General features: G+C 65.3%; 15 protein-coding genes. 9 read left to right on the forward strand and 6 right to left on the reverse strand.

The window, feature by feature from the left end; genetic code table 11:
* A partial coding sequence (locus tag Q0C23_RS08580) for a C40 family peptidase (protein ID WP_291511957.1) occupies positions 1–647 on the forward strand: 647 nt, incomplete at its 5' end.
* 97 nt (positions 648–744) lie between these two features.
* On the opposite strand, the gene ccsB is transcribed toward Q0C23_RS08580, so the two are convergent.
* A complete protein-coding gene (gene ccsB / locus Q0C23_RS08585; protein WP_291511958.1) occupies positions 745–1,911 on the reverse strand; it encodes a c-type cytochrome biogenesis protein CcsB in 1,167 nt (388 codons plus the stop codon).
* A 115-nt stretch (positions 1,912–2,026) separates the two neighbouring features.
* Entirely contained in the window at positions 2,027–2,419 is a 393-nt protein-coding gene (locus tag Q0C23_RS08590; protein WP_291511959.1) for a hypothetical protein, read from the reverse strand.
* 71 nt (positions 2,420–2,490) lie between these two features.
* Here Q0C23_RS08590 and Q0C23_RS08595 point away from each other — a divergent pair, with 71 nt between their 5' ends.
* The 4 genes from Q0C23_RS08595 to Q0C23_RS08610 all read left to right on the forward strand — a co-directional run bounded on the left by Q0C23_RS08595 (position 2,491) and on the right by Q0C23_RS08610 (position 7,365).
* Positions 2,491–4,431, forward strand: coding sequence for an ATP-dependent DNA helicase (locus tag Q0C23_RS08595; protein WP_291511960.1), 1,941 nt, complete (start codon positions 2,491–2,493; stop codon positions 4,429–4,431).
* Positions 4,428–5,105 (forward strand): tRNA (adenosine(37)-N6)-threonylcarbamoyltransferase complex dimerization subunit type 1 TsaB, encoded by a 678-nt coding sequence (gene tsaB, locus Q0C23_RS08600; RefSeq protein ID WP_291511961.1) that lies wholly within the window; start codon positions 4,428–4,430, stop codon positions 5,103–5,105. The genes Q0C23_RS08595 and tsaB overlap by 4 nt, the downstream gene beginning before the upstream one ends.
* A gap of 2 nt (positions 5,106–5,107) precedes the next feature.
* A complete protein-coding gene (rimI, locus tag Q0C23_RS08605) occupies positions 5,108–5,632 on the forward strand; it encodes a ribosomal protein S18-alanine N-acetyltransferase (RefSeq protein ID WP_291511962.1) in 525 nt (174 codons plus the stop codon).
* Between the two features lie 98 nt (positions 5,633–5,730).
* Positions 5,731–7,365, forward strand: coding sequence for a peptide chain release factor 3 (locus Q0C23_RS08610; RefSeq protein ID WP_291511963.1), 1,635 nt, complete (start codon positions 5,731–5,733; stop codon positions 7,363–7,365).
* A 17-nt stretch (positions 7,366–7,382) separates the two neighbouring features.
* Here Q0C23_RS08610 and Q0C23_RS08615 read toward each other — a convergent pair whose 3' ends face one another.
* Positions 7,383–7,949 (reverse strand): GNAT family N-acetyltransferase, encoded by a 567-nt coding sequence (locus tag Q0C23_RS08615; RefSeq protein WP_291511964.1) that lies wholly within the window; start codon positions 7,947–7,949, stop codon positions 7,383–7,385.
* Between the two features lie 439 nt (positions 7,950–8,388).
* Here Q0C23_RS08615 and Q0C23_RS08620 point away from each other — a divergent pair, with 439 nt between their 5' ends.
* From Q0C23_RS08620 to cydC, 3 genes are all read left to right on the forward strand, one after another.
* Positions 8,389–9,504, forward strand: a complete 1,116-nt coding sequence (locus tag Q0C23_RS08620) for an FIST N-terminal domain-containing protein (protein ID WP_291511965.1) — start codon at positions 8,389–8,391, stop codon at positions 9,502–9,504.
* 61 nt (positions 9,505–9,565) lie between these two features.
* A complete protein-coding gene (cydD, locus tag Q0C23_RS08625; protein ID WP_291511966.1) occupies positions 9,566–11,332 on the forward strand; it encodes a thiol reductant ABC exporter subunit CydD in 1,767 nt (588 codons plus the stop codon).
* Complete coding sequence (cydC, locus tag Q0C23_RS08630; RefSeq protein ID WP_291511967.1) at positions 11,329–13,089, forward strand: thiol reductant ABC exporter subunit CydC; 1,761 nt, start codon at positions 11,329–11,331, stop codon at positions 13,087–13,089. The genes cydD and cydC overlap by 4 nt, the downstream gene beginning before the upstream one ends.
* On the opposite strand, the gene Q0C23_RS08635 is transcribed toward cydC, so the two are convergent.
* The gene (locus tag Q0C23_RS08635) at positions 13,076–13,420 is read right to left on the reverse strand and encodes a hypothetical protein (protein ID WP_291511968.1); all 345 of its coding nucleotides are present in this window, start codon (positions 13,418–13,420) and stop codon (positions 13,076–13,078) included. The genes cydC and Q0C23_RS08635 overlap by 14 nt on opposite strands.
* Positions 13,420–14,385 carry a folate-binding protein gene (locus Q0C23_RS08640; RefSeq protein WP_291511969.1) on the reverse strand — a complete coding sequence of 322 codons (966 nt, stop codon included), beginning with the start codon at positions 14,383–14,385 and terminating at the stop codon, positions 13,420–13,422. The genes Q0C23_RS08635 and Q0C23_RS08640 overlap by 1 nt, the downstream gene beginning before the upstream one ends.
* Before the next feature lie 17 nt (positions 14,386–14,402).
* On the opposite strand from Q0C23_RS08640, the gene Q0C23_RS09865 reads away from it, so the two are divergent.
* On the forward strand, positions 14,403–14,897 hold the full coding sequence (locus Q0C23_RS09865) for a protein YgfX (protein ID WP_367273190.1): 495 nt from the start codon (positions 14,403–14,405) through the stop codon (positions 14,895–14,897).
* On the opposite strand, the gene nadB is transcribed toward Q0C23_RS09865, so the two are convergent.
* On the reverse strand, positions 14,785–16,425 hold the full coding sequence (gene nadB / locus Q0C23_RS08645) for an L-aspartate oxidase (RefSeq protein WP_291511970.1): 1,641 nt from the start codon (positions 16,423–16,425) through the stop codon (positions 14,785–14,787). The two genes, Q0C23_RS09865 and nadB, sit on opposite strands and share 113 nt — an antisense overlap.
* Between the last annotated feature and the right edge of the window lie 4 nt (positions 16,426–16,429).

Raw genomic sequence — 16,429 nt, forward strand, 5'->3', positions numbered from 1 at the left:
CTGCCGCCATTCCGGCGGTGGCGCAGGCCGCCCGGAGCGCGGATCCTTCCCAGGGTACTACTGGGGCGCCGGCGTCGCAGTTGGGCCTGGCGCTGGAGATGCTGGCCAGCCAGGCCTACCACTGGGCGCGGCACCCCTTGACGGCGCTGGAAGCCAGCGGTGATGCCGCCGTTGGGCGTCAGGGCGTGGCCAATCTCGCGGCAGACATCGCCGAGGCGGCGGACGCTGGTGGTTCCTCGGACGGCGACGGCAGCTGGCTGTCGCCGCGGTCACTGGTGCGCTCGGCGTTGAAATTCATCGGCGCCCCGTATCGCTGGGGCGGGATGAGCCCAGCATCTGGCTTCGATTGCAGCGGTTTCGTCAAGTACGTCCTGGCCAAGTTCGACATCGAGGTGCCTCGGACCTCCTACGCTCAGGCAGCGGTCCTGCCGCGCATTCCTCGCAGCGACCTGAAGCCCGGCGATCTGGTTTTCTTCAATACCATGCATCGGGCCTATTCCCACGTGGGGATCTATATTGGGCACGGACGCTTCGTCAGCGCGCAGACGCCCAGTTCCGGGGTGCAGGTGGCGAGTCTCGACAATCCCTATTGGGCGGCTCGCTTCGATGGCGCTCGGCGGATACCGGGATCGGCCCACCCCAGCTGAGCGCGGAGACCGGCGCGGCTTGCCGCATCGGCGTGACAGAAAAGGCCGCGATGCTTACCAAGGCGTCGCGGCCTGATCTTTTGTGGCGCCCGAGATCCTAGAGCTTGCCGTAGGAGTGCAGCCCGCCAAGGAAGAGGTCGACACCGATGAAGCAGAAGGTCACGACGATGAGGCTGGTGAAGGCCCACCAGGCCATGGGGCGGCCATGCCAGTTCTTCTGGCTGCGCGCGTGCAGGAATCCGGCGTAGTTGAGCCAGACGATGAGCGCCCAGGTCTCCTTCGGGTCCCAGGACCAGAAGCCGCCCCAGGCACGTGCCGCCCATACGGCCCCGAGAATCGTGCCGACCGTGAAGAACAGAAAGCCGAAGCTGATGGTTCCGGTAAAGGTGCGTTCCAGGAGGTTCAGGCTGGGCAAGCGTCGGGCAAGTACGCTGTCCCGGGCTTCGCCCTTCTCCTTGAGCAGCCAGGCCAGAGCCGCCATGGCGGAAATGTAGAAATTCGCATAGGCCACGAACATGGAAGGAACGTGGATCTTCATCCAGAAGCTCTGCAGGGCGGGGATGAGGGGCTGGATGCGATCCAGGTGATAGGCCGCACCCACCCAAAGCAGGAAGACGTCGGCCACCAGGACCAGGGGCAGAACGAAGGCGCCGAGCCCTCGGCTGTCGGTATCCTCTTCATGGTAGAGATAGAAAAGGATGGTCATGGCACAGAAAAGTACCATGACGTCGTAGATATTGCTGACGGGAATGTGGCCCCAGCTGGGGTGGCCCAGATAGGTTTCGCGCCAGCGGATGGCAAGGCCGGCAAAGCCCAGGGTCGATGCCATCCACGCGAAACGCTGTCCCCAGTCGCCCGCCCATTGGACACCGCGGAAGAGATAGCCGTAATACCCGGCGGCGCTCAGGGCAATGGCCGCGCTCATCCACACGAACATGGCGTTGCTCTGGAAAAAATAACGCATCAGCAGGCTATTGTGGGCGTTCAGACCGGCACCATAGAGTCCGACGCCCATGCCTGAGATGGCAAGAACCGTTAGGGTAAGGCTACGAAAGTGCGGCCATTTGAGCCCGAACCACAACAGCCCCAGGTACCACAGCGCGAGAATGATGTATTGCCAGAGCCAGAATTGCGCGCGGAAGATGCCCCAGACGGCTAGGGCGCCGCAGGTCAGGAATGCCAGCCAGGCGAATTCCGGCCAGCGCCAACGGAAAGGTCGCGGAGCGGTCAGTGCAAGCGACGACTCCTGAGTCTGCACAGACATGCAGTGTCCTCCTTGTTTTGCGGAAAAGCCTTGTCGCTACCGATGTTCAAGTGCGTACCTTACTGTAGCAACATTTGCGCCGCCCCGCTGTGGCGACCTCGGCGCAGGGCGATCTCTATTCCTGTCCCGAATGGGGCAGAGGGGGCGGGGCTACTGGTCCGTTTTCGTCCTTCGAGTCCTTAGGGGCGCCGCCCGGGCTGCCGCTGTTGTCCAGTCGCGCCAGAAGTCGCAGTCCGCCCAGAAGACCCTCGATGCGTTCGGCCAGGCTGTCTTGCAGTGGCTCCACCAGCGACCACTGGCGCACCAGGGCCTGGGGCGATGCTTTGGCTCGGATCGGCTCGGGCGGGGTGTCGAGCCAGACGATGAGATCGGGCCACTGCGGTGGGGCCTCGGCGCCGGCCGCGACGATCCAGCCCGCGCCCCGTTGCGCGCAGAGCTCAAGGGCCAGGCGGCAGAGCTCTGGATTCTGAGGGCTCAGAAACTGTATGTGGGCAGGGCGTTTGTACATGAGGCGGTCTTTTCTCCATTTTGTGACAAAATAGCGTGGCGCAGGCCAGAGGGAAAAGGGATGGAAAGGCGTTGAGGCAGGAGGGAGCGTGGCACGCCGCGCTGGGTACGGATAGTCCTCTGGCCCGTATCCTGCCACATTTTCGCGTACGTCGGCAGCAGCAGGACATGGCGGAACGGGTGGCCGGCTGGCTCCAGAGTGGCGGTGTCGGTCTCGTCGAGGCGGGTACCGGCACGGGCAAGAGTTTCGCCTATCTGCTCCCGGCCCTTCTGTGCGAGCGCAAGGTACTGATTTCTACTGGCAGCCGGGCCCTGCAGGATCAGATACTCGACAAGGACATCCCCGTACTGGCCAAGGCTTGGTCCAGCCAGCGCCGCGTGGTGCGCCTCAAAGGCCGCAGCAATTATCTCTGTCCCTTTCGCCTGCAGCGCGCCCTGGCGGAGGGGGCGGCGCCGCGCCTTGCCCGGGATCTGCTGATCGTCGCCGATTGGGCCAGCCGCACCGGTGAGGGGGATATCGCCGAACTGGGCGCCCTGCCGGAATCCTCCCCCGTCTGGCCGCTGGTGACATCTACCCGCGACAACTGCCTCGGCAGCGATTGTCCGGAGTATGGCCACTGCCCAGTGGTGGCCGCCCGCAAGCGTGCTCAGGAGGCCGACGTGGTGGTGGTGAACCATCACCTCTTGCTGGCAGATCTGGCTCTGCGCGTGGATTCCCGTGGCGACCTCCTGCCGCGCGTCGACGCCATCATCATCGACGAGGCACATCAGCTGGCGGATCTGGCAGGGCAGTACTTTGGCCAGCACCTCAGCAGTCATCAGTTGCTGGAGTGGAGTCGCGATAGTCGGCAGGCGCTGTTCGCGGCTGCCCGGGACGACGCCGAGCTCGGCGTGGTCACGCTTTTGGAGCAGAGCATCGAGGCTTGGCTGGCTCTGGGGCAGCGGGTACACGGCGGCGAGAGTCGCTGGGAGTGGCCTTCGGGTGTGCCACAGGAGCTCGTTGCCGGTCTGCAGGGGGTGGCTGCCGAGGTCGCGCGGCTGGACGCCACGCTGCGGCCCTTGCGTGAGGTGAGCAAAGAGCTGGAGCAGTGTGCCGGGCGCGGTCAGCACCTGGCGGCAATGCTGGCGTTTTTTCTGGATTCGGCGCAGGAGCCGGCGGCCGTGCGCTGGCTGGAGCGCCGAGGTCGCGGTCTCCTGCTGCACGCCAGCCCCATCGAGCTCGGCCCGCTCCTGCGCGCGGAGCTTTTCGAGCGCAGCGCGACCACCATTCTGGTCAGCGCCACGCTGCGGGTAGGAGAGGATTTTCGGGCCGTGGAAGCGCGTCTGGGTCTGGCGGAGGTGGAGCCTGGCCCGCAGCATTTCGTGGCCGACTCACCGTTCGACTATGCCCGCCAGGCTCTGCTCTACCTGCCCCCGCAGATGCCGGAACCGGCCAGCCCGCAGTTTACGGCGGCCTGTATCGAGGCCGCCATTCCCGTTATCGAGGCCAGCGGTGGCCGCTGCTTCTTTCTCTTTACCAGCCATCGCGCCCTGCAGGAGGCGGCGGCACAGTTGCCCCGCCGTCTGGCCTTTCCCATACTGGTACAGGGAAGCATGCCACGGGCGCGTCTGTTGGATGCTTTTCGGCGGGCCGGCAATGCGGTGCTTCTGGGAGCTGCCAGTTTTTGGGAGGGAGTGGACGTGCAGGGGGAAACGCTGTCTTGTGTCATCATCGACAAGCTGCCCTTTGCCAATCCCAGTGACCCCGTCCTGCGGGCGCGCCACCGCCATTGTGCAGCCATGGGTGGCGACCCCTTCCGCGATCTGCAACTGCCTCAGGCGGTCATCGCCCTGCGCCAGGGTGTCGGTCGCCTCATCCGCTCCGAGAGCGATCGGGGGGTGTTGACCATCTGCGATCCGCGCCTGCTGAGCAAGGGCTACGGTCGGATCTTCCTGCGCAGCCTGCCGCCGCTGCCGCTGGTGCAGGACATCGCGGCGGTGCGGGAATTCTGGCACAACGGAGACGGGCAATGAACTGGTTGGCCCTGGAGACGGCAACGGAATACTGTTCGGTAGCGGTGGCGGTGGGCGATGCGGTCTACTCGCGGGGAACCCTCGCCGCTCACCGCCACAGCGATCTGCTGCTGCCCATGATCGACGCCGTGCTGGCGGAGGCAGGGATAGGGGCCGGCGCGCTCGATGCCATTGCCTGCGGTGTGGGGCCCGGCGGCTTCACGGCGGTGCGCATCGGGGTGAGTACCGCTCAGGCGCTGGCCCAGGCCTTGGACCTGCCCGTCTATGCCGTATCCAGCCTGCAGGCCCTGGCGGCAGCCTCTCTCGATCGCGGGGTGCTGGCTGCCTTCGATGCCCGCAAAGGCGAGGTGTATGCCGGGGTTTTCCTGCGCGACGACACCGGCTGGCCGCAACTGCAGGGCGCCGAGCGGGTCTGCCCGCCCGAGGCTCTGCACTGGCCGCCGTCGCAGCCCGCAGGCCACACCTGGCGCGGCATGGGCAGTGGCTGGCAAGTCTATGGGGATGTCTGGCAAGGTCCTCATCTGGTGGCGGTGGACGCCGACCGCTATCCCCAGGCTCGGGAGGTCCTGAGCCTGGCACGCGGGCGCGCTGAGCAGGGAGACGGTGGTCTTGCCCCCTGGGAACTGGAGCCGCACTACATTCGTCCGTCGCAGGCCGAGCTGGGCGGTCGCTAGCCATGCGTCTGCGGCCCATGGAAGCAGAGGATCTCGATGCCGTCGCGGCGCTGGAAGCGGCGATTTCGCCAGGGCCGTGGACGCGGGGCATCTTTCGCGACTGCCTCATGGCAGGCTACGACGCCTGGGTGGGGCTGGACGGGGAAGCGCATCTGTTGGCTTTCGGTATTCTGTCCACCGGTGCGGCGGAGGCGCACATCCTCAATCTGGGTGTCGATCCCGGTGCGCGTCGGCGCGGCTACGGTCGCTGCATGCTGCGCCACCTCCTGTGTCGGGCCCGCCAATTGGGGGCGGAGCGCGCCTTTCTGGAGGTGCGCGTTTCCAATCTGCCGGCACAGAATCTCTACCGCTCCTTGGGTTTTCACGAAATCGGCGTGCGCCTGAACTACTACCGTAACCCCGAGGGACGGGAGGACGCTCTCGTACTTTCCCTGGCCCTGGATGCGCTGCAAACCACCGTCGAGGAGGGGGAGCCCGCTGCAGGTCTCGGCAGCGAGCGTAGCAGCCCGGGCGCACTGCCGCGGTGAATGTCGCGGGTCTTTGCGGTATGCTCACGCATCCGCTGTGTTATCCCGCGCCTGTGTCCATCGAGGCGGGGATCTGAGATGTGAGGGTGTACGCGTTCATGGAACAGGAAGTCCAGGAGACACTGGCGTCTCCCCGGGGAGATCTGGCGGCGGAGGTCGGTCGACGCCGGACCTTCGCCATCATCTCCCACCCCGACGCCGGCAAGACCACGCTGACAGAAAAGCTTCTGCTTTTTGGTGGTGCCATTCGTCTTGCCGGCACCGTCAAGGCGCGCAAGAGCAGCCGCCATGCCACCAGCGACTGGATGGCCATCGAGAAGAGCCGCGGTATTTCCGTCGCCAGTTCGGTGATGCAGTTCGAGTACGATGACCACGTCATCAATCTTCTCGATACACCCGGTCACCAGGATTTCTCCGAGGATACCTATCGCGTACTGACGGCGGTAGATTCGGCGCTCATGGTCATCGACGGTGGCAACGGCGTCGAGGCGCAGACCATCAAGCTGTTGGAAGTCTGTCGTCTGCGCGACACCCCTATCATCACCTTCATGAACAAGTTCGATCGGGAAAGCCGCGATCCTACGGAGCTCATGGACGAGGTGGAGTCGGTGCTCCGTATCGAGTGCGCGCCGGTGACCTGGCCCATCGGTATGGGCAAGCGTTTTCGCGGGGTCTATCACCTGCTGCGTGACGAGGTCCTGGTCTTCACGGCGGGGGAAGAAACCAAGGCGCAGGATCTGGAACGCATAGCGGGCCTCGACAATCCCGAGCTGGATCGGCGTTTCCCGGACGAGATGGCGGAATTGCGGGAGCAGGTGGAGCTGCTGCGGGCGGCCGCCAACCCTTTTGATCTGGAGGCCTTTCTGGCGGGCAAGCAGACGCCGGTCTTTTTTGGTTCCGCCATCAACAATTTTGGCGTGCAGGAACTCTTGGCCGCGCTCATCGACTGGGCTCCCGGTCCACGTCCCCGCCCGGCCCACGAGCGCGTGGTGGATGCCCTGGAGCCCAACTTCAGCGGTTTCGTGTTCAAGATCCAGGCCAACATGGATCCGCAGCACCGCGATCGGGTCGCCTTTCTGCGTATCTGTTCCGGCCACTTCCAGCGCGGCATGCGCATCCGTCACCTGCGCCTGGGGCGGGATATCCAGGTGCACAATCCCATCACCTTTCTGGCACAGGAGCGGGAAGTGGTGGAGGAAGCCTACGCCGGCGACATCATCGGCCTGCACAATCACGGCAGTATCCAGATCGGTGACAGTTTTTCCGTGGGAGAACCGCTGCAGTTCACGGGCATTCCCTATTTTGCCCCAGAGCTTTTCCGTAGGGTGCGCCTGCGCAATCCCTTGCGCGCCAAGCAGTTGCAGAAGGGCCTGCAGCAGCTGGCCGAGGAGGGGGCGACCCAGGTTTTCCGTCCCCTGGGCGGCGGCGATCTGGTGCTGGGCGCCGTGGGTATCCTGCAGTTCGACGTGGTGGCAGAGCGCCTGCGTACGGAATATGGGGTGGAGGCGGTCTTCGAGTCGGCACCCATCCACACGGCTCGCTGGGTCTACGGGGATGATCCCAAGCGCCTCAGCGAGTTCACCGCCAAACTGGAAGCGCATCTGGCCCTGGATGCCGGCGAACGCCTGGCCTTCCTGGCACCAAGCCGGGTGAACCTGGAGCTGACCATGGAGCGCTGGCCCGACATCCGCTTCATGGCTACCCGGGAGCACGCGCCGCGGCAGACGTCCTAGGATCCCGTCCGCTGGACTTACCGTGCTGCTGGCACCCGCAAACTGCGGCTGAAACGTCTGGCTTCCAGGCGTCGCCCGTCTTTGTACAGGACCTGGGGGCAGGGGCCTTCGGCGATGAAACCCAGCTTATCCAGCACACGCTCGGAAGCCGTATTGCCGGCGTAGACCAGCGTCTCCAGGCAGTCGAAGCGCGCTTCTGCACGCAGGTGCTCCACGAAGGCGCGGCCCGCTGCGGTGGCAAGGCCGAGTCCCCAGAAGGCCTCACCGATCCAGTAGCCGATGTGGCCGCGTGGAGCGTCCCCGGTGGCGCGCACGCCGATATTGCCGATGGCTGCGCCGCCAAAAACGACGGCCAGTTGCAGCGCGCTTTCACTATCCTGCGCGTGGGCGATCCAGGCATCGGCAGCAGCCAGGGTGTAGGGTTTGGGAAAGTCCTCGGCAAGCCACCGCCAGATTCTGGGGTTGTTGGCCTGGGCGCAGAGGGAATAGCGATCCGAAGGTTGCCAGGTGCGCAGTTCACAGCGTGGATTTTCCGTTGCCAGATGCATGGACGATACCCCGGAGTTTTCCGATGTTCTGGCCACAAGGCTCCCCAACCGCGGAGCCCGACACACCGCCCTTCGGGCTCCGCCGCACGCTACGGGAGTCTGGGTTTTTACGGCAACTCCCGCGCCCTTGCCGATACAAGACGCACCCCAGATAGTATCGCCGTGACCGCAGCTCCTGCCAAGCTGCTGTGGTACCGCCGTGGCTGACCACATCCCCCGGCCTCTGCCTCCCAGCGCTACCACCCGGTCGCCTTTTGCCCAGATTCTTCTGAGCTTGCTGCGCTATCCGTCGTCCATGGCGGTGCTCGGTAACCGGCCCCGCACGCATGGGAGGGTGCAGGTCCGGTGGCAGCGCCCCATGCCCAGTACATCTGCCCCATCGCTGTCGGGGTGACAGCGGGGTCGGCACTTTGTACCATGCCTTGCACTGCCACGATGGCGGACAAACGGAAGGCCCGCAGGGCTAAGGAACTCGATGAAGCACGACAGCTTTCCCTATGGGCATGCGGCGGGAGAGGACTGGTCCTCGACGCTGACGAAAGCCCTCGCGACGATTCCGGAAGACTTTCCGGCGACTCTGGGTTTCCTCTACGTCACCGATGGCTTCGAGGCGGATCTGCCGGCTATCCTCTCGGCGCTCCAGCAGCGTTTTCCCGGGGTTGCCTGGGTAGGTAGTATCGGTATCGGTATCTGTGCGACCAGCACGGAGTATCTCGATGAGAAGGCTTTGGCCCTCATGCTCACGGACCTTCCGCGCGAGGATTTTCAGGTCTTCCACGGGATGGCGCCCTATGGCACCGAGGGTTGGAAGCTGGCCAACGGCAGCGCGCCCTTTTTTGCGGTGGTCCATGGCGATCCGCACAGCGGTGATCTCAGCGCTCAGGTTGCCGATCTCGCCAGTCGGACCAGCAGCGGTTTTTTGGTGGGCGGCGTCAGCAGCAGTCGCGCCGAGGGAGCGCAGATCGCCGGCGATATCGTCCACGGTGGGTTGAGCGGTGTGGTGCTCTCGGAGCGGGTGGCCGTGGTCACCCGCCTGACCCAAGGCTGCAGTCCCATCGGTCCCGTCCATCGGGTGCAGGAGGCGCAGCGCAATATCATCGCCACCCTGGATCGCCACCCCGCCCTGGAGGTGCTCTACGCCGAGGTGGGTGAGATCCTCGCTCGCGACATTCGCCGTGCCGCCGGTTTCATTTTTGCAGCCTTGCCCGTCAGCGGCGACGATCGCGGCGACTACCTGGTGCGAAACCTCGTGGGAGTGGATCAGGAACATGGCCTCGTCGCCATCGGCGAACTCGTGGAACCCGGTCAGGAGCTGATGTTCTGCAAACGGGACGCGGAGACGGCGCGGAACGATCTGGCCCGCATGCTGACGGACATCGATGCGCTGCGGGCCGGACGCGAGATCCGGGGAGCACTGTATTTTTCCTGTCTGGGGCGTGGCGAGAGCCTGTTCGGGCCAGACTCGGCCGAGCTGCGGCAGATTGCCGCGAGCCTCGGACCGGTGCCGCTGGTCGGCTTTTTTGCCAACGGCGAGATTTCCCGAGATCGTATCTATGGGTACACCGGCGTGCTGACCTTGTTCCTCGCTTAGTGCGGCAGTCTTTGGCGACATATTGTAGTATGGTGATGGACTGTCAGAGATAGGAGCCCGCATGGCGAAAGCAGAACGGCTGGATCAACGCTTGATGCGCGAGGGCCGCGCTGCGCGAGGGGTGCTCTACTTCGCCATCGGCCTGGGTCTGGCGGCAGGGCTGCTCATCATTCTCCAGGCAGACATCCTGGCGCGCGTGATCAATGCGGTGTCCTTCGAGAACGCCGATCTCGGCGCGGTGATGCCGTGGTTGTGGGGCCTGCTGGCCTTGTTTGTGCTACGTGCGGCCCTGTCCTGGGCCGGTGAGGTGGTTGCCTTTCACGCCAGTGCGCGGATCAAGACGGATCTGCGGGCGCAGATGCTTTCGGCCCTGCTGGCCCGCGGGCCGGTGGCGCTGAGCAGTGAGAGCAGTGGCGACATCAGCAGCACCATCATCGAAGGGGTGGAAGCCCTCGAGCCCTATTTTTCCCGATATCTCCCGCAGATGGCCTTGGTCAGCCTGGTGCCTCTGGCCATCTTGGTCTTCGTCTTCCCCGTGGATTGGATCAGCGGTCTGATCCTGCTCATCGCCGGACCTCTGGTGCCCTTTTTCATGGTGCTGGTGGGGTATCGGGCGGAAGCCATCAACCAGCGCCAGTGGCGCAAACTCCTGTTGATGAGCGCCCATTTCCTGGATGTGATTCAAGGTCTGACCACGCTGAAGATCTTCGGTCGAGCCAAGGACGAGATCGAGATCGTCGCTCGTATCTCCGACGATTACCGGCAGACCACCATGGCGGGTCTGCGCGTGGCCTTTTTGACCTCGGCGGTGCTGGAATTCTTTGCCAGCCTGTCCATTGCCCTGGTGGCGGTCTCTCTGGGCGCTCGCCTGCTGCAGGTGCACGCCTCCGTGACTTTCCTGGCGGCATTTTTTGTCCTCCTGCTGGCGCCGGAATTCTTCAATCCCTTGCGTGGACTGTCTACCCACTACCACGCCCGGATGAGCGCCATTGCCGCCGCCAAGCGTATTTTCGAGATCCTCGATGCGCCACGGCCCGAGTTACCTGCGCCCTCTATGGAGCTACCGCGCCTTGGCGGACCCATCGGCCTGCGTCTGGAGGATCTGCAGTTTTCCTATCCCGATGGCAGTGTCGCCTTGCAGGGCATGTCTGCCCATCTTCCGGCGGGGAGCTTCACCGCCGTGGTCGGTGCCAGCGGCGCGGGCAAGAGCACCTTGGCCGCCGCCATCCTCGGTTTTATCGTTCCACAGCAGGGGCGCATTCTGGTGGAGGATGAAAACGGCCACGGCGCCCAGGTGCTGGCCGAGATCCCGCGCGAAGTCTGGTGGCAGCAGCTCGCCTGGATTCCGCAGAACCCTCGCCTTTTTCACGGGAGTATCGGCGATAACCTGCGTCTGGTCCGACCCGAAGCCAGCCTCGAGGAGTTGCGGGAGGCGGCACTGGCCGCACACGCCTGGGATTTCATCCAGGCCCTTCCCGAAGGTCTGGAGACGCAGATCGGTGATCTGGGTCAGGGGCTTTCGGGCGGACAGATCCAGCGTCTGGCGCTGGCCCGTGCCTTTTTGAAGGATCCGCGGCTGCTCATCCTGGATGAGGCCACCGCCAACCTCGACATGGACAGTGAATCCTTGGTGCTGGATGCCTTGCAGCGCCTGGTGCGTGGGCGCACGGCGGTAGTCATTGCCCATCGCCTGGCGACGGCCGAGCGGGCCGATCGAATCCTGGTCGTGGATGCTGGTCGGGTGGCAGAAACAGGTACGCATCGCGAGTTGCTCGCCGCGGGCGGTGCCTATGCGCGGCTGGTGGCCGCTTATCGGGGGGGGCAATGAGAGATCTCTGGCGTCTGCTCAAGCTGTTTGCGCCTTATCGCTGGTGGATGCTGGGAGGCGCGCTCCTCGCCCTGCTGACCATGCTCTCCAACTTTGGTCTCATGACTTTGTCCGGATGGTTCCTGGCCAGTGCTGCTCTGGCTGGCCTCGGCGGTTACGCCACCCTCAATCTCTACAATTTTTTTCTGCCGGCGGCAGGGGTACGAGGCTTCGCCACCATCCGTGTCCTGTCGCGCTGGTTGGAGCGCATCGTTACCCACGAAGCGACCTTTCGCCTGTTGGCGCAGTTGCGGACCTGGTTCTATGCCCGGCTCGAGCCCCTGGCGCCGGCGGGGCTGCAGGGCCTGCGCTCCGGTGACCTGCTGGCGCGGCTCGTGGCCGACATCGATACCCTCAACAATTTCTATCTGCGCGTTTTCACCCCTTTCCTCGTGGCCGGTCTGGCGACTCTGGTCATGGCGGGCTTCTTTGCGCTCTATGCCTGGCAGTTGGGGCTTGTGCTCCTGCTCTTCCTCGTGATTTCCGGCCTCGCTCTACCTTTGCTGAGCGAGCGTCTAGGGGCACGGGCCGGGGCCGAGATGACCCAGATTCAGGCCGAGATGCGCGTCCAGATCGTCGATACCCTGCAGGGCATGGGCGAACTGCTGGTGGCCAATGCCGGGCCTCGGCTACAGCGGGAACTGGCCGAGAAGAATGCCCAGCTCATCGCCAGACAGGGGCGTCTGGCGGGGGTGGCCGGTATCGGCAGCGCGGGCATGAGCTTCATGGGCAATCTGGCCCTGTGGGTGATCCTGCTCCTGGGGATTCCCCTGGTGCGCCACGGCATTGGCCGCGCCGAACTGCCCATGTTCGCGCTGGGCACCATGGCCGCCTTCGAGGCTATCGCGGCCCTGCCCTTGGCCTTCCAGTTTCTGGGGCAGACGCGGGCAGCGGCGCGACGCATCTTCGCCGTGGCCGATCTGCCCGCGCCCTTCGCCGATGCGGCGGGCCCGGCGCCACAGCCCAAGGGGCTGGACCTCGCGATGGTGGACGTCCACCTGCGCTACCCAGGCGCCCGCTCGGATGCCCTGAGCGGCTTGACCCTGTCCGTGCCCGAGGGCAGCCGCACTGCCATTCTCGGGGCCACCGGCGCCGGCAAGAGCAGTATCGTCAACCTCCTCCTGCGCTTCTACGACTATCAGGCCGGTTCCGCCCGTCTGGGAGGGTGTGAGCTGCGCGACTTTCCCGCCGATGACCTGCGCCGATATTTTGCCGTCGTGTCCCAGCGCAGTTACCTTTTTCACAGCACCATCCGCGACAATCTCCTGCTGGCCAAGGGCGACGCCGACGAGGAGGCGCTCTGGGCCGCCCTGGCGGCCGCACAGCTGGACGAATTCGTGCGCAGTCTTCCTCAAGGGCTCGACAACATCGTCGGTGAGGGCGGGATCAATCTGTCCGGTGGTCAGGCGCGGCGGATGGCCATCGCTCGCGCCTTTCTCAAGGACAGCCCCATTCTCCTGCTGGATGAGCCCACGGAAGGACTGGATGCCATCACTGAGGCGCACTTCCTCGTGGCCCTGAAAGCTTTGATGAAGGGCCGCAGCGTCGTCTACATCACCCACCGGCTCCTGGGCCTGGAGGACATGGATCAGATCCTGATCCTGGACGGTGGTCAGGTGGTGGAATCCGGAACCTATGCCGAACTCATCGCGCGACCCGATGGTCGCCTGCGCCACTTCGCCAGTTTCCGGAGCCTGCCGGAGCTCAGCGCGACTTAGTGGAGTCCCCTCCGAGGATCTTGCCCAAGAGCTCCTGGGCCTCGGCCCGATTCTGGGCGCATTGTGGCAGGGTGGGGTCCTGGGCGCAGCGGGCGGCGCTGCCCAGGATCTGCAGGGCCTGATGCTGGAGCCCAGCCTCCTCGCGCCGGTGCGCGGGGCTCGTGGTGATCAGGGATACCCCATAGCCCAGAGCCGTGGAGACGACGCTGGCAAAGAGGAAGACGCTGAGTTTGCGGGTGAAGCCGGCTTCCATGCCTTGATCTTCGAGGAAGCGATGGCCATACCAGGCTGCAGGAAAGTAGCTCACCACGCCCACCACCAGGCCCCACATCAGCGAGGCTCCGCTGCCTGCTGCAGGGGCAGCGTGTAGGGCAGATCGAGTTTTTCCAGGGGAGTCTGTCCCTGGGGCTCCAAACCAAGGGTGCTGTGCTCGGCATCCTCGGCGCGGACCACGGCCAGAGCCTCGAAGCTGCCATCCTCGGCCGCGGCCGCCTGAATCACGAGGCCGATGCTCTGTTCGCCCATGGCGGTGCTGAAGATCTCACGGCCCGGCTCCAGGGACGTGTGGGCGCGCAGGCGGTAGCACTGATTCTTGAGACGCCCCAGATAGTGGGAACGCGCCACGATTTCCTGTCCGGGATAGCAGCCTTTGGTGAAGCTGATGCCGCCCAGCACCTCGAGATTGAGCTCCTGGGGGATCACCTTCTCTGTGGTAGCGGCGTTGATGAAGGCGATGCCGGCGCGGATGCTGTCCAGGACCCAGCGCCCGCCCGCCACCAGCTCGGCACCGCGCGCCTGCAACTGCTCGCGCCAGAGTGGCGAGGCGTCTGCTTCGACAAGGATCAGAAAGGAGGGCTCCGGCCAGGGCAGGCGTACCATCTTCGCTTCTTGGTGCACGCTCACGGCATGTGGCGCATCCAGAGCGTCCGCACCGCCGAGATCGCGCAGTATCTCCATCGCACCGCTCCCCCACAGGCCGAGGAGCGCATGGCTGGCGGTAGCATCTTCGATATCCACCTTGGCCATCAGGCGGAACTTACGCAGCCGCTCGGCTACGGTATCCGTCAGATCCCGGGACAGCAGGAGCCAGAAGCCATCGGCGGCGCGCAGTATATAGAAGTTGGCGATCATCCGTCCCTTGGCGGTGCTGTAGCTACTCCATTGCCCGCCGGGACTGGGCAGGGCGGTCAAATCGTTGGAAAATTGCCCTTGCAGGAACTTTTCCGCATCGGCACCATGGCAGTGAATGATGCCCAGTTCCTCGGAAAGCGGTGCCAAAAAGGACGAATGGGACATGGAGGTGCTCCTTGGGGATGAAGGTACAGCGGGATGATAGCGCTGCCCGGACCGTGGACCCAAGTCTCGGATGGTTGGAGCTGGGACCGCGGCATCGGCAGCTCGCCTTGCACGCGCTGCCCTGCGGGCTGGTTGCCGTGGCCGCGCTCCTGACCTTGGTCCACGATTGGCGCTGGGGGCTGCTCTGTGTGGCTCTGGTGGCCGTGGCGAGCGCGCTGCTCTGCCCCTGGCGTCGGGCCCAGAGGGAGAATCTGCCCTGCGGCTTGTCCATGGACTCGGAGGGCGGCCTGCAGTTGCACCGCGCCGACGGCCGCTCTTGTGCGGTCGAAATGCAGCCTGGCATGATCCTGACGCCGCGGCTGCTTCTGTTGCCTCTGCGGCAGGAGGACGGGACGCGGCTTACCGTGCTGTCCCCGATGTCGCCGACGTCGGAATCCTGGCGACGCTGGCGTCTTTACCTGCGTCGACGATGGGACGACGCTCTGGCTGCCCCTGTCCCCAACGCTGAATGAGGTCAGACGGGGGCTGCAGCGCATCGGGATAATCGGCATCGTAGTGGCAGCCGCGGGACTCACGCCGCGCCAGGGCCCCGCGCGCCATGAGCCAGGCGCACTGCAGGCGATTGCGCAAGGCCGTGTGGGTGGCATCCATGCTGACACCAGCCGCGGCAAGCGCCCCGTCTTCTCCCCACTGCGTGAGTTGATCCACGGCCTGCTGCAGTGCCTCGTGCCGGCGCAGGATGCCCACCCGATCCCACATGAGCCCCTGCAGCGCGTGCGCGCGCTCCCGGGCGATCTCGCTGGGGATGGGGGGCAGGATATCGGGTCGGGACGGCGCCGCGGCAGGGGCTGAGGGCATGCTCGCCATGCCACTGAGATGGGTGGCGACGGCGCGGGCAGTGACGAGGCACTCCAGCAGGGAGTTGCTGGCCAGGCGGTTGGCGCCGTGCAGGCCCGTCCAAGCCGCTTCGCCGACGGCGTAGAGTCCGGGCAGGGTGGTCTCGCCCGAGGGCTTGGTGACGATCCCGCCGCAGGTGTAGTGGGCCGCCGGAACCACCGGCACTGCTTCCCGGCAGAGATCGTAGCCGCGCTCCTGGCAATGGGCGTAGATGCTCGGGAAATGGCGACGGATGCGGGCGCAGTCCTGCTCGTGGATATCCAGGTACAGGTGATCGATGCCGCGTTGGCGCATCTCGAAGGCCATGGCCCGCGCCACCACGTCCCGCGGCGCCAGTTCGGCACGGGCATCATAACCCTCCAGAAAGGCCTCGCCGCTGGGTAGTCGGAGTTTGGCACCCTCACCGCGCAGGGCCTCCGACAGCAGGAAGGCTGGCTGGCCGGGGTCATAGAGGGTGGTGGGGTGAAACTGGACGAATTCGAGGTTGGCCAGCTCGGCTCCCGCACGCCAGGCCATGGCCAAGCCGTCGCCGTTGGCTCCCTTGGGACTGCTGCTGTACCGATAGACCTGGCCGGCGCCGCCGCTGGCGAGGATCACGGCGCGGGCGGTGAAGGCCTGGAGCCTGCCTTGTGCATCCAGAACCCAGGCGCCAAGACAGCGCTCGCCGTCTTGGATGAGATCGAGGGCCGTGGTGTGGGTGAGAATCTCCACGGTGGCCAGGCGCCGAGTCTGCGCGAGCAGGGTGCGGGTGATGGCGGCGCCGGTGTGGTCGGCAACGTGCAGTACCCGCCGCGCACTGTGGCCGCCCTCGCGGGTGAGCTGCCAGCCATTGGCATCACGATCGAAGGGCACCCCCCAGTGCGCCAGTTCTTCCACCACCGCGGGCCCCGCCGCGACGATGGCCTCGACCCGCTCCCTGTGGCACAGACCACCACCGGCGGCAAGGGTGTCGGCAAGGTGGGCGGCGATGCTGTCCCGGGTAAAGTCGGTCACCGCCGCGATGCCACCCTGGGCCCAATCGCTGGCAGATTCCGTTGCCTCGCCTTTGCTGAGGACGGCAACCCGGCCCAGCGCTGCCAGCCCCAGTGCAGTGCGCAGTCCGGCAGCACCAGCGCCGATGATGAGAAAATCGAAAGAAGGCATGGGA

The organism is Acidithiobacillus sp. (assembly GCF_023256195.1).
Classification (GTDB): domain Bacteria; phylum Pseudomonadota; class Gammaproteobacteria; order Acidithiobacillales; family Acidithiobacillaceae; genus Acidithiobacillus_A.

Excerpts from the sequence above, each read along its gene's own strand:
- cydD (WP_291511966.1), top strand. The coding sequence starts at position 9,566 with ATGGCGAAAGCAGAACGGCTGGATCAACGCTTGATGCGCGAGGGCCGC.
- Q0C23_RS08610 (WP_291511963.1), top strand. The coding sequence starts at position 5,731 with ATGGAACAGGAAGTCCAGGAGACACTGGCGTCTCCCCGGGGAGATCTG.
- rimI (WP_291511962.1), top strand. The coding sequence starts at position 5,108 with ATGCGTCTGCGGCCCATGGAAGCAGAGGATCTCGATGCCGTCGCGGCG.
- Q0C23_RS08620 (WP_291511965.1), top strand. The coding sequence starts at position 8,389 with ATGAAGCACGACAGCTTTCCCTATGGGCATGCGGCGGGAGAGGACTGG.
- nadB (WP_291511970.1), bottom strand. The coding sequence starts at position 16,425 with ATGCCTTCTTTCGATTTTCTCATCATCGGCGCTGGTGCTGCCGGACTG.
- Q0C23_RS09865 (WP_367273190.1), top strand. The coding sequence starts at position 14,403 with ATGAAGGTACAGCGGGATGATAGCGCTGCCCGGACCGTGGACCCAAGT.
- tsaB (WP_291511961.1), top strand. The coding sequence starts at position 4,428 with ATGAACTGGTTGGCCCTGGAGACGGCAACGGAATACTGTTCGGTAGCG.
- Q0C23_RS08590 (WP_291511959.1), bottom strand. The coding sequence starts at position 2,419 with ATGTACAAACGCCCTGCCCACATACAGTTTCTGAGCCCTCAGAATCCA.
- cydC (WP_291511967.1), top strand. The coding sequence starts at position 11,329 with ATGAGAGATCTCTGGCGTCTGCTCAAGCTGTTTGCGCCTTATCGCTGG.
- Q0C23_RS08635 (WP_291511968.1), bottom strand. The coding sequence starts at position 13,420 with ATGTGGGGCCTGGTGGTGGGCGTGGTGAGCTACTTTCCTGCAGCCTGG.
- ccsB (WP_291511958.1), bottom strand. The coding sequence starts at position 1,911 with ATGTCTGTGCAGACTCAGGAGTCGTCGCTTGCACTGACCGCTCCGCGA.
- Q0C23_RS08640 (WP_291511969.1), bottom strand. The coding sequence starts at position 14,385 with ATGTCCCATTCGTCCTTTTTGGCACCGCTTTCCGAGGAACTGGGCATC.